This is a genomic window from Achromobacter sp. RTa, from assembly GCF_000757485.1.
In the GTDB taxonomy this organism is placed as follows: domain Bacteria; phylum Pseudomonadota; class Gammaproteobacteria; order Burkholderiales; family Burkholderiaceae_B; genus Achromobacter.
The window spans coordinates 361,720-374,167 of the sequence record NZ_JPYO01000041.1; the positions used below are offsets into that span (position 1 = coordinate 361,720).

Annotated in this window: 13 protein-coding genes; 4 read left to right on the top strand and 9 right to left on the bottom strand. The window is 70.2% G+C overall.

Annotated elements, in window-relative coordinates; translation table 11 throughout:
• Positions 1–14 precede the first annotated feature (14 nt).
• Both gspD and gspE read left to right on the top strand, forming a co-directional pair.
• A complete protein-coding gene (gene gspD / locus JL37_RS17305) occupies positions 15–2,627 on the top strand; it encodes a type II secretion system secretin GspD (protein WP_043545649.1) in 2,613 nt (870 codons plus the stop codon).
• Complete coding sequence (gspE, locus tag JL37_RS17310; protein ID WP_043545651.1) at positions 2,624–4,051, top strand: type II secretion system ATPase GspE; 1,428 nt, start codon at positions 2,624–2,626, stop codon at positions 4,049–4,051. The genes gspD and gspE overlap by 4 nt, the downstream gene beginning before the upstream one ends.
• A gap of 12 nt (positions 4,052–4,063) precedes the next feature.
• Here gspE and gspN read toward each other — a convergent pair whose 3' ends face one another.
• The 9 genes from gspN to JL37_RS17355 form a co-directional block, all read right to left on the bottom strand.
• Positions 4,064–4,813, bottom strand: a complete 750-nt coding sequence (gene gspN / locus JL37_RS17315; protein WP_043545652.1) for a type II secretion system protein N — start codon at positions 4,811–4,813, stop codon at positions 4,064–4,066.
• A gap of 1 nt (position 4,814) precedes the next feature.
• A complete protein-coding gene (gene gspM, locus JL37_RS17320; protein WP_043545654.1) occupies positions 4,815–5,405 on the bottom strand; it encodes a type II secretion system protein GspM in 591 nt (196 codons plus the stop codon).
• On the bottom strand, positions 5,402–6,394 hold the full coding sequence (gene gspL, locus JL37_RS17325) for a type II secretion system protein GspL (protein WP_043545656.1): 993 nt from the start codon (positions 6,392–6,394) through the stop codon (positions 5,402–5,404). Before gspL ends, gspM begins: the two co-directional genes overlap by 4 nt.
• Positions 6,391–7,341 carry a type II secretion system minor pseudopilin GspK gene (gspK, locus tag JL37_RS17330; RefSeq protein ID WP_043545657.1) on the bottom strand — a complete coding sequence of 317 codons (951 nt, stop codon included), beginning with the start codon at positions 7,339–7,341 and terminating at the stop codon, positions 6,391–6,393. Before gspK ends, gspL begins: the two co-directional genes overlap by 4 nt.
• Positions 7,338–7,943 carry a type II secretion system protein J gene (locus JL37_RS17335; protein ID WP_043545658.1) on the bottom strand — a complete coding sequence of 202 codons (606 nt, stop codon included), beginning with the start codon at positions 7,941–7,943 and terminating at the stop codon, positions 7,338–7,340. The genes gspK and JL37_RS17335 overlap by 4 nt, the downstream gene beginning before the upstream one ends.
• A gap of 2 nt (positions 7,944–7,945) precedes the next feature.
• Positions 7,946–8,347, bottom strand: a complete 402-nt coding sequence (gene gspI, locus JL37_RS17340) for a type II secretion system minor pseudopilin GspI (RefSeq protein ID WP_043545659.1) — start codon at positions 8,345–8,347, stop codon at positions 7,946–7,948.
• Positions 8,334–8,822 carry a type II secretion system minor pseudopilin GspH gene (gene gspH / locus JL37_RS17345; RefSeq protein ID WP_043545660.1) on the bottom strand — a complete coding sequence of 163 codons (489 nt, stop codon included), beginning with the start codon at positions 8,820–8,822 and terminating at the stop codon, positions 8,334–8,336. Before gspH ends, gspI begins: the two co-directional genes overlap by 14 nt.
• The gene (gene gspG, locus JL37_RS17350) at positions 8,794–9,222 is read right to left on the bottom strand and encodes a type II secretion system major pseudopilin GspG (protein WP_043545663.1); all 429 of its coding nucleotides are present in this window, start codon (positions 9,220–9,222) and stop codon (positions 8,794–8,796) included. Before gspG ends, gspH begins: the two co-directional genes overlap by 29 nt.
• 84 nt (positions 9,223–9,306) lie before the next feature.
• Complete coding sequence (locus JL37_RS17355; protein WP_043545664.1) at positions 9,307–9,753, bottom strand: general secretion pathway protein GspC; 447 nt, start codon at positions 9,751–9,753, stop codon at positions 9,307–9,309.
• A gap of 452 nt (positions 9,754–10,205) precedes the next feature.
• Between JL37_RS17355 and JL37_RS30530 the strand changes: the two genes are divergently transcribed.
• Together JL37_RS30530 and JL37_RS17370 are read left to right on the top strand one after the other, a co-directional pair.
• The gene (locus JL37_RS30530; RefSeq protein WP_156124330.1) at positions 10,206–12,218 is read left to right on the top strand and encodes an alkaline phosphatase family protein; all 2,013 of its coding nucleotides are present in this window, start codon (positions 10,206–10,208) and stop codon (positions 12,216–12,218) included.
• A gap of 20 nt (positions 12,219–12,238) precedes the next feature.
• Positions 12,239–12,427, top strand: coding sequence for a hypothetical protein (locus tag JL37_RS17370; RefSeq protein WP_043545665.1), 189 nt, complete (start codon positions 12,239–12,241; stop codon positions 12,425–12,427).
• Positions 12,428–12,448 lie beyond the last annotated feature (21 nt).

The following is a 12,448-nucleotide window of genomic DNA, read 5'->3' on the forward strand; positions in this document are numbered from 1 at the left end:
GCACTGATCCCGTCATGCGTCACTTCGCGCAATTCAGCCTTGCGGTTTTGCTTGCGGCAAGCCAACTCGGACCCGCGGCCAGCACGGCCTACGCTCAACAGGCCGACAATCGCGTCAGCCTGAATTTCGTCGACACCGACATTCCCGCCGTGCTGCGCGCACTGTCGCTATTCACGCAGCGCAACTTTCTGGTGGATCCCCGCGTCAAGGGCAAGCTCACGCTGGTCTCGGACCGGCCCGTGGACAGCGGGCAGGCGCTGGCGATGCTTACGGGCGCATTGCGCCTGCAGGGCTTCGCCATTGTCGACGTCGACGGTGTGACCCGGGTGGTGCCCGAGGCCGACGCCAAGCTGCAGGGCAGCGCGGTGGTGGGCGACCCCCGGCCGGCCGCGAGCGCTTCGGCAGGCGCGGGCAGGCCGCCGGCGCCGGTGCCCGTGTCTGCGTTCACGAAGGGCTCCGGCGGGCGCGGCGGCGAAATGCTGACCCGCGTGTTTCCCCTGAAGTACGAGAACGCGGCCAACCTGGTGCCGGTGTTGCGCCCGATGGTGCCGCCGAACAATCCCATCAACGCCTATCCGGGCAACAACACGCTGGTCGTGACCGACTACGCGGACAACCTGGAACGGATCGCGAGCGTCATCGCGCGCATCGACGTGCCCAGTTCCATCGATACGGACGTGGTGCCGGTGCGTTCGGGCATCGCGTCCGACATCGCCGTGCTGGCGGCGCAGCTGCTGGACACGCAAAGCAGCGATCCGACGCAACGCATTGCCGTCGTGGCGGATCCGCGCAGCAATAGCGTGCTGATCCGCGCGGGCAGCCCGGCGCGCACGCGGCTTGCCCGCGACCTGATCATGAAACTCGACGCGCAGCAGAACCGCGCGGGCAATCTGCACGTGGTGTACATGCGCAATGCGCAGGCCACGCGCATCGCCGAGGTGCTGGGCGGGCTGCTGGCGGGCCAGGCCAACTCCGCGCCCGGCGCGGCCAATACCGCGGGAGGAACGGGCGCCGCGCAGTCCGGCGCGCGTGCGCAGAACACGGCGGGCAACAACATGGCGCAGGCGGGCCTGGGCATGTCCGGCGGGTCCGGTTCCGGCAAGGGCGGCCTGTCGGGCGAGCAGGAGCGCATCGCGCGCGAAGACGGCGGCACGCAGGCGGTGTCTTACTCGGCGGGCGGCGCCACGATTCAGGCCGACCCCGCCACCAATTCGCTGATCATTTCGGCCCCGGAGCCGCTGTACCGCAGCCTGCGGGAAGTGATCGACCAGCTCGACCAGCGCCGCGCGCAGGTGCTGGTGGAAAGCCTGATCGTGGAAGTGAGCGAAGAGAAGGCGGCGGAATTCGGCATCCAGTGGATGACGGGCGCCGGCAATATCAACAGCGGCGGCACCAGCTTCATCGGCGGCACCAACCTGGGCGGCAGCGGGATTACGGGCACGGGCCCGTCTTCCATCGACGCGCTCGCCAACGGCCTGAGCCTGGGCGTGGTCAAGGGCACGGTGGACGTGCTGGGCAACGAGGTGATCAACCTGGGCGTGCTGGCCCGCGCCATGCAGAACACGGGCGAGGCGAACATCCTGTCCACGCCGAACCTGCTGACCCTGGACAATCAGTCGGCCAGCATCCTGGTGGGCAAGACCGTGCCTTTCGTGACGGGACAGTACGTGACCTCGGGCAGCAACGGCAGCTCCAATCCCTTCCAGACGATCGAGCGCGAGGACGTGGGCCTGAAGCTGAACATCCGGCCGCAGATTTCCGAGGGCGGCGCGGTCAAGCTGGACATCTACCAGGAGGTGAGCAGCATCGACGAGGCCCGTTCCTCGTCCACCACCGGCATCGTGACCAACAAGCGCGCCATCGACACCAGCGTGCTGATCGACGACGGGCAGATCATCGTGCTGGGCGGCCTGCTGGAAGACAGCGTGTCGCTCAGTTCGGACAGCGTCCCGGGCCTGGGGTCGATCCCGGTGCTGGGCGCGCTGTTCCGCTACGACACGCGCAAGCGCACCAAGACCAACCTGATGGTGTTCCTGCGGCCCTACGTAGTGCGCGACGCGCGCCGCAGCGCCAGCGTCACCATGGACCGCTACGACTACATGCGCCGCGCCCAGGGGGCCGCTCAGCCCGGCAAGCATTGGCTGCTGCCGGACATGCAGGCGCCGTTGCTGCCGCCGCCCGGATCGGCGCCTTCGGTGTCCAACAACGCGTATGACATGCGGCCGGAACAGCTGGCGGAGACGATGCGCCGTCCGCCGCCCGTCACGGTGGAGTCCTTCGCGGTGCGGCAGTATCCCGCGGCGGCGCAGGCCAGCGACCCATCGCTGCCCATACGGGTGAACCTGCCTCGCGGCGTGAGCGTGGCGGTGGATCCGGATTCGCTCTATGGCGAGGCGGACCGCAGCAGCGCCACCCTGCAATTCGCTTCCGTCGACGCGCGGGCCGACGCGGACAAGATCGCGCAGCGGGTCCGCGCGAGCGGCCTGCAGGCCTACGTGCAGCTCGGTCCGGGCGGCATGGGCTACGTGGTGCGCAGCCAGGTGGCCAGGGATCCGGGCACGATTTCCACAGCGACCGCGCTCCTGCGCGAGCTGGGCTACAAGAGCGAAGTGGTGTCGCAGCTATGAGCTCTCATCCCTTGCCCTATGCCTGGGCCCGCGCGCAGCGCGCGGTGCTGTCGCTGCGGGCAGGGCGCGCGCAACTGACGGTCAGCCCGCGCACACCGGACTGGGCGGTCCGCGAGATCCGGCGCTGCCACGGCGACATCGCCCTGGCCCAGGTGGACGACGAGGCGTTGGAAACCCTGCTGACGGCCGCCTACAGCCATTCCGAGGATGCGGCCTCGGTCATGGGGGTGGCCGAGAACGAGATCGACCTGGACCGCCTGCTGCAGGACATGCCCGAAGTCGCGGACCTGCTGGAAGCGCAGGACGACGCGCCCGTGATCCGCATGATCAACGCGTTGTTCGCGCAAGCGGCGCGCGACGGGGCCAGCGACATCCACATCGAACCGTTCGAGACCCACTCGGTGGTGCGCTACCGCGTCGACGGCACGCTGCGCGACGTGGTGTCGCCGCGCAAGGCGCTGCATGCCGCGCTGATTTCGCGGATCAAGATCATGGCGCACCTGGACATCGCCGAAAAGCGCCTGCCGCAGGACGGCCGCATCGCGCTGAGAGTGGGAGGCCGGCCGATAGACGTGCGGGTGTCGACGCTGCCCACGGGGCATGGCGAGCGCGCCGTGCTGCGCCTGCTGGACAAGGAGGCCGGCCGCCTGCAGCTGGAGAAACTAGGCATGGCCTCGGGCGTGCTGGGCCAGCTGGACGGCCTGATCCGGCAGCCGCACGGCATCGTGCTGGTGACCGGGCCCACCGGCAGCGGCAAGACCACCACGCTCTACGCCGCGCTGAGCCGGCTGGACGCGGCCACCAGCAACATCCTAACCGTGGAGGATCCGATCGAGTACGACCTGCCGGGTATCAGCCAGACGCAGGTGAACGCCAAGATAGACATGAGCTTCGCGCTGGCCCTGCGCGCCATTCTGCGGCAGGACCCCGACGTGATCATGATCGGCGAAATCCGTGACCTGGAAACCGCGCAGATCGCCGTGCAGGCGTCGCTGACGGGCCACCTCGTGCTGGCGACCCTGCACACGAACGATTCGGTCTCGGCCGTGACCCGGCTGACCGATATGGGCGTGGAACCCTTTCTGCTGGCCTCGTCGCTGCTGGGCGTGCTCGCGCAACGGCTGGTGCGGAAATTGTGCCCCGAGTGCAAGCAGCCGGCCATGCAGGATGGCGAGCGGGTGTTCCATCCGGTGGGCTGCGCGGCGTGCAATCACACGGGCTATAGCGGGCGTTCGGGCATCCACGAACTCTTCACCGTGGACGATGAGGCGCGCCGGTTGATCCACGAAGGCCGTGACGAGCGCGAGCTGCGCCGCGCGGCCGTGGCTTCGGGCATGCGGACCATGCGCGAGGATGGGCGGCGCTGGGTGGAGGGCGGACAGACCTCGCCCGAGGAAATCGTGCGCGTCACACGCGACGCATAGGGCCCGCGGCGCTCAGGTTCCGAACGCCACCGTATCGCCCGAGCGTCGCCCCAGCATGGACATCAGCCCGTCCAGCGCGGCGCGGTCGGATTCCCCTGCCGAGCTCGCGTAGCTCGCTTTGCCCTGGAAGCGCAGGCCGCGGCCGTTGGCGCTGCCCTGGCCGGTCACGTCGAGCAGGCCGTTTTCCGTGCTCAATGCCAGCGTGGCGCCGCCTTTTCCGCCTTGCACGCGCAGCAGGTAGGTGCCGACGGACGCCACGGGGGCGAGCGCAGTGGCCGCGTTGCGCCAGCGCAGCTCGGCCAGCGGGCCCGGAGGCAGGACTGCGCCCAGGCGCAGCGGCTGCCAGGATATCTCCAGCATGCCTTGGGGCGCGAGCGTGTTCCATGGGGCGCCCAGCGCGGCCAGCACGGAGGCGGGCGCGCGCAAGGCCTGGGCGGACAGCGATACTCCATTCCAGGCGGGGCTGGCGCGCACGGGGCCCTGCAACCAGGGATGGGAGATCTCGATGGCCAGCGCGTCCCAGCGCCATTGCCATTGCACCGGCTGCGGCAGCATGCGGCGAGCCCCCGGCGGGCCCAGTGCGATCCAGGCGCTGCCGCGCCACAGCGTGCCGCTGGCGTCCGCCAGCGTGACCGGCGTGTCGGCCGGCAAGATGGCGAACAGCCAGCGCGCGGGCAGGACGGCGGCCGTGGCCGCCGCCGCGCACGCCAGGCCGGCCAGCAGCAGCGCCGCATTCTTCCGGGAAAAACGCGATCCGGCCATGTCAGCTCCGCTCCGGCGTCGACGGGGGGGCCAGCTCCACCTTGCCATTGACCAGGCCCGGCAGCGGACGCCCGTGGGCGTTGGCGGCGCGAGCCAGGTCGACGCGCCGGACGGCAAGCCCCCAGTCGCGGGCCGCGCCGTCCAGCCACCGCAGCAGCGCGGACGAGGGCGCCTGGGCCAAGGTCAACAGCACTCCCGGGCCTGCCTCGGGCTCGCCGAGCGTCCATTGCGCGGCGGGAAGTCCGGCGCGTTCCAGCGACGCGGCCAGCTCGGCGGCCGGCGGCACTGTGCCCGCGGGCGTGGCGGAGCGGCTCCGCAGCGTCATGGCCTGGGCGCTCAGGTCGGCCACGGTGGCCGCTTGCGCGCGCAGCGCCGGCAGTTCCGCATGGAGCTTGCGCATCGTGTTCAGGGGCGGTTCGATCAGGCCGACGAAGGCGAGCGCGGCACCCAGCGCGAGCCCGGCGCCGGCCAGCAGGCGGCGCTCGCGCGGCGCCAGCGCTTGATACCGCAGGCGGGCGCGCGCCAGCGCGGGATCCAGGGGCTTGCGGACGGATTGCCAGGCGGCGCGCAGGCGGTGCGAGAGTGTATTCATGGCTGGGCGCGCACGATGCGCCAGGTGTGGTCGGTGTCGGCGCGCTCCAGCTTCAGGCCCAGGGCTGCGGCCTGCTGGATGAGCGCGGGGGTTTCGGCGACGCGCTGGGACTGTTCGCCGGCATCGGCCAGTTGCAGCGTGAGCGCCTGATCGGCATAGGTCAGGCGGGCAACCTTGTCGGCGGCGAAGGGCAGCGTCTGCGCCACGGCCCTGGCCAGCGGCAGGAAGTCGGCCGCGCTCGCTGAGCCCCGGCTGGCTTGCAGCGCCTCCAGGCCCTGCTGGGCCTGGCGCGCGGGGTCGAGCACGACGGGCAGGTCGGGAAATGCGGCAAGCACCTGGCGGCGCATGCCGTCCCGCAGCGCATCCGCCTCGGACTGCAGCTGGGAAGCGTAGAGGTTCAGCCCGCCTATCCATACGGCCGCCGCCGCCGCGCCCCAGCGCCAGGCAGGGCGCCAGCGCGAAGCGCGCGCCGGCGCCAGCTGGGGCATGGCCAGCGACCAGGAGGGAGAGGGCGCGAGCCAGCGCGGATCGGCCGGATCGCGTAAGGGCGCCGCCGTGTCCAGGCCCAGGGTTTGCGGCGCGATGAGGGCGTGGGCGCGCAGGCCCTGCGCATTCAACAGGCCCCACGCGCGCCGCACCGGTTCGCGCGCCGCCCAGGCCAGCGGCACGGAGCCGTCGGCGGCGCGGGGGCCGTGGCCGATCGCCAGCGCGTCCAGGTCGCTAAGCACCAGCGGTTCCAGCGCGCCCTGGACGGCGGCGGCATAGCGGGCGCGGGCGACGGCGGGGATCTGCACAGTGGTGGCGATCACGTCCTCCGGATGCAGCACGGCTTCGCAGGAGGCCTGCGGGTATGCGTGGCCCAGGGCGCGCAGCGCGAGTTCGCCCTGCCGCGCGCAACGGCCCCGCCGGTCGAACCAGGCGTAGGGCAGGGGGGAATCCTCGCCGAATTCGGCGAGGGCAGGCAGCGCGATGCGCAAAGTGTTCTTCAAGGGTTTTCTCTTGTCCATAGCGTCTCGGGCGCGGCTGGCGGGGAGCTGCGCATCAGCGCGTGCATGGATATCCGCGCGCGTTCGTAGGTGACGGTGCCGGTGGCGAGGAACCAGCCGCTGTTGGTGGCGACGGCGGGCGCGGCGCCCTTGACGCCGGTGCCGGCCAGGCGGTTGGCGAAGTCGCCCGCGTTGTTGAACCAGTTGCCGCGATCGCGCTCGCCCGTCATGGCCTGGGCCTGGCTGAGCGACATTCCCGGAACCAGGGCGGCGATGACTTCGGGAGGGGCTGTGTTGACGTTGACCGGCGTGGCCTCGGGCAGCACCGTCATCGTGCGGCGCAGTTCGTTGCGCGCGGGCGGGTCCAGCGCCAGCAGGGCGGCGATCTCGTCCACGCCCCGGGGAAGCGGCGCGCGGGCGCCAAGGGCGGCGCCGGGCCGCTCCTGCGGCGTGGACGCCGCGTCGGAGGCCGGCGCGGGCGGTTGCGCGGCCGCGACGATGTCGATGATTTGCGCGGCCAGCGCGTCGGGCAACTGCTGCAGGTTCAACAGGCGGCGCAGCACCTGCTCCTGCCCGGGCTGCGGCACGCCGTTGCTGGCCAGGTTGTAGAGGTTGTACTTGCCTTGCTCGTCCTGGACCCTCCCCGAGAACACGGCGACCCGGTCGTCGCCGGGCCGTTCGATGCGTGTGTCGAGGATGGGGGTGGCCCAGATCTGGTCGCCGCGCGTGATGGGCTCGCGCCGGCCGTGGTCCCGCAGCACCAGCCGCGCCCAGTCGATCCCGCCCGCCAGCATCGCGCGCGCCTGCACCCGCGCCAGTTCATTTTCCACGCGCCGGGTGCTGGCGGTCTGGCGTTGGAAGAGGCTGGTGGTCAGCGCCGCGACGATGGCGACGATGATGAGGGCGCTGATGACGGCCGCGCCGCGTTCGCGCTTGCTGGCGGTCCTCACGGCAGCTCCAGGATGCGGCTGAAGCGCTGTGGCGCGGCGGCGGCGCCGCGCTCTAGCGTGATCTCCATTCCGGTGGGAAAGGCTGCAAGGCTGGCATCCGCGTCGACCCAGCCGCTGCCCGGCATCCAGACGCGCAGCTTCAGGGTACGCACCCCGGGCAGCAGCAGGATGCCGCCGTCCGGGGCGGGCAAGGGGCTGCGCGCTCCGGACTGCCCGGCCGCGCGCCAGAGGCCGTCCTTGCGCACCTGCCAGTGCACGCGCTGCCACAGGCCGTTGCCGTCCGGATCGGGCCGCAGTACTTCCAGCGTCTGGCCGCCGGCCGCGCGGCGCAGCAGGCGCAGGCCGCTGGTATAGGCCTGGACGTCCTGGCCGCCCGCCTCGAAGGCCGGTCCGGTGTAGGAAAGCTCCACGTCGCGCGCGATCTGGCCCAGCGCGCGCACGATGGCGTCGGTATCCTCGGCCTGCTCCTCGATGCGGTCGCGGGCGCCGGACACGCTGGCCAGGCCGCGCCAGGCCATGATGCTGACGAGCGCCATCAGCGCCAGGGCCACCAGCACCTCCATCAGCGTGAAGCCGGCTTGCGAGCGGAAGGGTGGACGCATGGCTATCGGACACCGGACAAGAGGCCGTCCAGCTGCAGCAGGACGGCGTCGGGACGCGATGCGGACTCATCGCGGACCCGCACCGATACCTGGCGGAAACTGCGGTTCATCGAATTCGTGAACTCCAGGTCGCATCGCAGCGCCCGGCCTCCCTGTTCGCAGGGCACGGTCCGCGTGCCCGCGCGCGGCAGGACCTGTTCCAGGCGCAACTGGGCCAGCGCGTTCTGTGCAGCCAGCAACGCCAGCGTCTTGTCCTGCAGTGTGCGGCTGTTGGCCGCCATGACGCCGGTCGCGCGCAACGCCGCGCCCATCGCGACGGCGATGATGGCCAGGGCCACCAGCACTTCGATGAGCGTGAAGCCGCGTTCGCGGCCGGGCGGGCGGGGCGTTTCAGTGGATGTCATAGCGTCCCGCGGCGTCACGCTGGAGAATGACGCGGGCGTCTCCGGCGCGCAGGGTCAGCGTGATGGGCGCGGCCACCCATTCCGTGTTGAAGACCAGGGGACGGTCCGGATCCAGGCGCAGCTCCACCGCGCCGGCCGACCAGGCTTGCGGACGCAGCACGTCGTCCCGTTCCATCCTGTCCACGGGCAGGGGCGCGTCTTCCTCGGCGCTGGCGCCCGGCAAGCGGCCCCGGCGCTCGAACGACCAGCCCTGCCCGCTGGGCAACCAACGGATCGGGCGGCCGTCGCTGCGTGCCTCGCTCTGCGCCACGGTGAAGGCGTCGGCCAGGCGCTGCGCGTCGCCGCGCAGGCGGTTTTCGCCCCGGCCGACGGAAAGGCTAACCATGCTGGCCGCGATGGCGACGATCACCAGCACGACCAGGACTTCGACCAGAGTGAAGCCGCGCTCAGAGTTCCCAGGAGCCGATGTCGGCATCGCCGTTCTCTCCGCCGGGCTTGTTGTCGGCGCCGAACGAGAACACATCGATGTCGCCTTTGACGCCAGGGCTCAGGTATTGGTAGGGATGGCCCCAGGGATCGTTGGGCAGCTTGTCGAGATAGCCGCGCCAGTTGGCTACGCCCTGCGGCTTTTCCACCAGCGCGCGCAGGCCCTGGGCGGTAGTGGGGTAGCGGCCGTTGTCCAGGCGATAGAGCTTGAGCGCCTGCATGACGCCCGCGATGTCCTGCCGCGCCGCGACCTGGCGCGCCTGGTCGGGACGATCCAGCACGCGGGGGACGATCAGCGCCGCAAGAATCCCCATGATCACGATCACCACCATGATCTCGATGAGGGTGAAACCTTGCTGGCGGGCAAGCCCGCGCGGTAACTGACGCACTTTGCAACTCCGGTCTTCAGTAGAAGCCGAGGATTGTGGTCATGAAATATGACAGCAATATTGGCGTCGGGGTTTTGCTTCGACTCAGCCCGCGCGCGCGATGCCGGCGGGCGCGGGCTGGGCGGCGGGCGCGGCCAGCCGGCTGCCGCGCCCGGCCTGTTCGACGGTCACCGCGTCCGCGGCGATCTCGCGCAACACGATGCCGGGCGCCACTTCGTTGCCGACGCGCCAGGCCAGGGGCGGGCCGCCGTCGATGCTGAGGACGGCGGCGCCGTCGGGGCCGGCGGCGATCACGCCCAGCACGGTGATCTGCGTGCGCATCGCTTCGTCCTTGCCGAACCAGACCGCCACGGGCCCGTTGTCGACCGCGCGAGGTGCTGTCGCGGCGGACACCGCCGGCGGCAGCGGGCCGGGCCGCGGCGCCAGCAGGATCGACCCCCACACCCCCACGCCGGCGGCCAATGCAAGTATGGCGATGACACGAAACGCCGCGGGCGCGGCGGGCAGGGCGGAGCGCAGGGAGAGGGACATGGGGTACGGAACGGCTGGGGTCGAGGCGGGGACTATAGCGGGGGTGTGTGACAGGATGGTGAGCGTTGATGGTGTGGTGTCAGACACCCTTTGACGGGCGTCGTGCAGGGGCGGGCGGCGCACCAGGGTGTCAGACACCTGGCGGAGCATGCGGCGGGTGGTGTGGTGTCAGACACCCTTTGACGGGCATCGTGCAGGGGTGGGCGGCGCACCAGGGTGTCGGACACCTGACAGAGCATGCGGCGGCCAGAAAGTGTCAGACACCCCTACGCATTGCCCTTTCATTCCACTCCAACGCCCCCCGGGTGTCTGACACTCAGACACTACCAGGACACAAAAAGATTCCTGATCCGTCGATCAGGCTTTCTCTTCTTCGCTTCACGGGCCTTTCACTTTTGGCGGCCACTATGTGCGCCAACGCAAAACCCTGTTCATGAAGCGAGAAGAGAAGCATGCAAGCATTGGATTGGAGAAAATGGTGTGCCACGTTGCTGGCGACCAGCGTATTGGCTGGCTGCGGCGGCAGCGACGACGATGACGACGAAGCCACGGCGCCGCCGCCGACGCAGCCTCCGGTGACCCAGCCGGATCAGCCCCGCGCCGACAAGGTGCTGTTCATCGGCGTCGATGGCCTGACCTATGACGCGATGCGTCGCGGCGTGGCCGACAAGTCTCTTGCCAATATCGGCCAGCTGACCGCCACGCGCGCCTGGACCGGTGGCGTGACCGGCGCCGTGACGCAACAGCCCACGCTGCCCGCGCCCGGTTGGGCGACGCTGTTGACGGGCCAATGGGCCGATCAGCACGGCGTGCGCTTCAGCGTGCAAGGCGAAGTCATGAAGACGCCCACGCTGTTCCAGCGCGTCAAGTCGGCGCTGCCCGAGGCGCGGACCGCAGCCGCCTTCAATTCAACCATGCTGGCCGGGCTGGTCAGCGGCGACCGCGACGCGGGTTATCTGCAGGCGCTGACCGATTGCGCGGGCGTCGACGATTGCGTGGCCACGCAGGCGCGCGACCGCATCACGGAAGGCTATGACGTGGTGGTGGCGCAGTTCGGCGCGCCCGAGCGCGTCGCATCGGAATCGGGCTTCGGCGGCGCATATGACGAGGCCATCCGCCACGCGGACGCCGCGATCGGCACGCTGGCCCAGCAGATCGCCGACCGCAAGGCGGATCATCCGGGCGAGAACTGGCTGGTCGTCGTGGCGTCCAGCCATGGCCTGGGCAAGACCGGCGCCAGCGACGGCCGGCCTTTCTCTTCCAACAAGACGATCCTGCTGGCCGCGAACCAGCCGGCGCTTCTGGGCGGCAGCGCCGACGACGCCTCGTTCGACGGACTGTGGGACAACAATTGGTATGCGCTGCCCAGCGCGGCGGACGTGACGCCGACCCTGCTGGAGCATCTGGGCGCGCTGCCGGCCCCGGCGGGCTACGACATGGCGGGCGCTTCGCTCTCCGGATCTCTGGCCCTGCGCAACGCCTCGGCGCGCACCTCCATGGACAACAAGAGCGTGACGCTGAACTGGGTGCGCGTGGGCGAGCCCGCGGGCGATATCGCGATCAGCCGCGACGGAGTGGAGATCGCGCGCGTGCCGGGCACGGCGGCCGAATACGTCGACAAGAACCTGTCGTTCGACACCGAAGGCCTGCACACGCTGAACTACAGCCTGTCCGTGGGCAGCGCCGTGAGCGCGGTGCGCGCCACGGTCATCTATACCAAGCCCCTGCCTCTGCTGGCCTCGCTGCGCACCGGCCTGACGATGCTGTTCCCCTTCGAGGGCAACGTCACGGACGTGGCCGCGGGCGGCGGCGCCATCACGCCGTACGACGGCGTCCAGGCGCCGGCCTACGCCGACACGGGCGTATTCGGCAAGATGTTCAAGAACGACCGCAGCGCGGATCCCATCGGCGCCTTCAAGCTGGACTATCCGGCGGGCATGCTCGACGCGGCATCGGCCTTCACCATCGGCTTCTGGTACCAGTCCGACGGCACGGCCAACGATCGCTCCATCGTGGGCAACAAGGATTACAACTCCGGCGGCAATCCCGGCATCACCATCGCGCAGTGGGCCGGCCCGGTGCTGTATTTCAACCTGGCGGGCGGCGGCGCGCGGGTCGACATCAACGGCGTGAAGTTCACGCCGAACAAGCCGGTCTACATCGCGATGACCGTCGACAAGACGGCCAAGACGATGACCGCCTGGGTCTACGACAGCGAGCTGGGCTTTTCGAGCCGCACCATCGGCACGGGCTCGGTCGATCTCAGCAAGGTGGCCGGCAATTACGGCCCGCACCTTGGCCTGAACGAGGACGGCCGCGGCACCTACGGCATCTGCTGCGCCGGCACCAAGGGCCCGTACACGATGTATTTCGACGACCTGGCCTATTGGTCGCGCGCCCTGACGGAAGACGAGGTGAAGTCCCTGGCCCTGTCCGGCAAGTCCGTTTCCGAACTGTTTCCCTGATGTTCCAAGGATAGAAAACGATGAGCATGTCCATGATTTTGCGCGGTTTCCTGCGCCTGGGCGCGGTGTTGATGTTGAGTGCCACGCTGGCCGCCTGCGGCGGCGACGACGGCGAGAGCGGCGAGGCTCCCGGCAACGGCGGCCAGCCCGAGACGCCGACCCCGGTGCCGCCCACGCCCGCCAAGCCCGAATTGCGCTGCGCGCCCTGAGCCCGCTTTCCCCGAATCCAT

Coding starts and splice junctions, on each gene's coding strand:
- gspN (WP_043545652.1), bottom strand. CDS start 4,813: ATGGCCGGATCGCGTTTTTCCCGGAAGAATGCGGCGCTGCTGCTGGCC.
- gspD (WP_043545649.1), top strand. CDS start 15: ATGCGTCACTTCGCGCAATTCAGCCTTGCGGTTTTGCTTGCGGCAAGC.
- JL37_RS17370 (WP_043545665.1), top strand. CDS start 12,239: ATGAGCATGTCCATGATTTTGCGCGGTTTCCTGCGCCTGGGCGCGGTG.
- JL37_RS30530 (WP_156124330.1), top strand. CDS start 10,206: ATGCAAGCATTGGATTGGAGAAAATGGTGTGCCACGTTGCTGGCGACC.
- gspE (WP_043545651.1), top strand. CDS start 2,624: ATGAGCTCTCATCCCTTGCCCTATGCCTGGGCCCGCGCGCAGCGCGCG.
- gspM (WP_043545654.1), bottom strand. CDS start 5,405: ATGAATACACTCTCGCACCGCCTGCGCGCCGCCTGGCAATCCGTCCGC.
- gspH (WP_043545660.1), bottom strand. CDS start 8,822: ATGCCGACATCGGCTCCTGGGAACTCTGAGCGCGGCTTCACTCTGGTC.
- JL37_RS17355 (WP_043545664.1), bottom strand. CDS start 9,753: ATGTCCCTCTCCCTGCGCTCCGCCCTGCCCGCCGCGCCCGCGGCGTTT.
- JL37_RS17335 (WP_043545658.1), bottom strand. CDS start 7,943: ATGCGTCCACCCTTCCGCTCGCAAGCCGGCTTCACGCTGATGGAGGTG.
- gspI (WP_043545659.1), bottom strand. CDS start 8,347: ATGACATCCACTGAAACGCCCCGCCCGCCCGGCCGCGAACGCGGCTTC.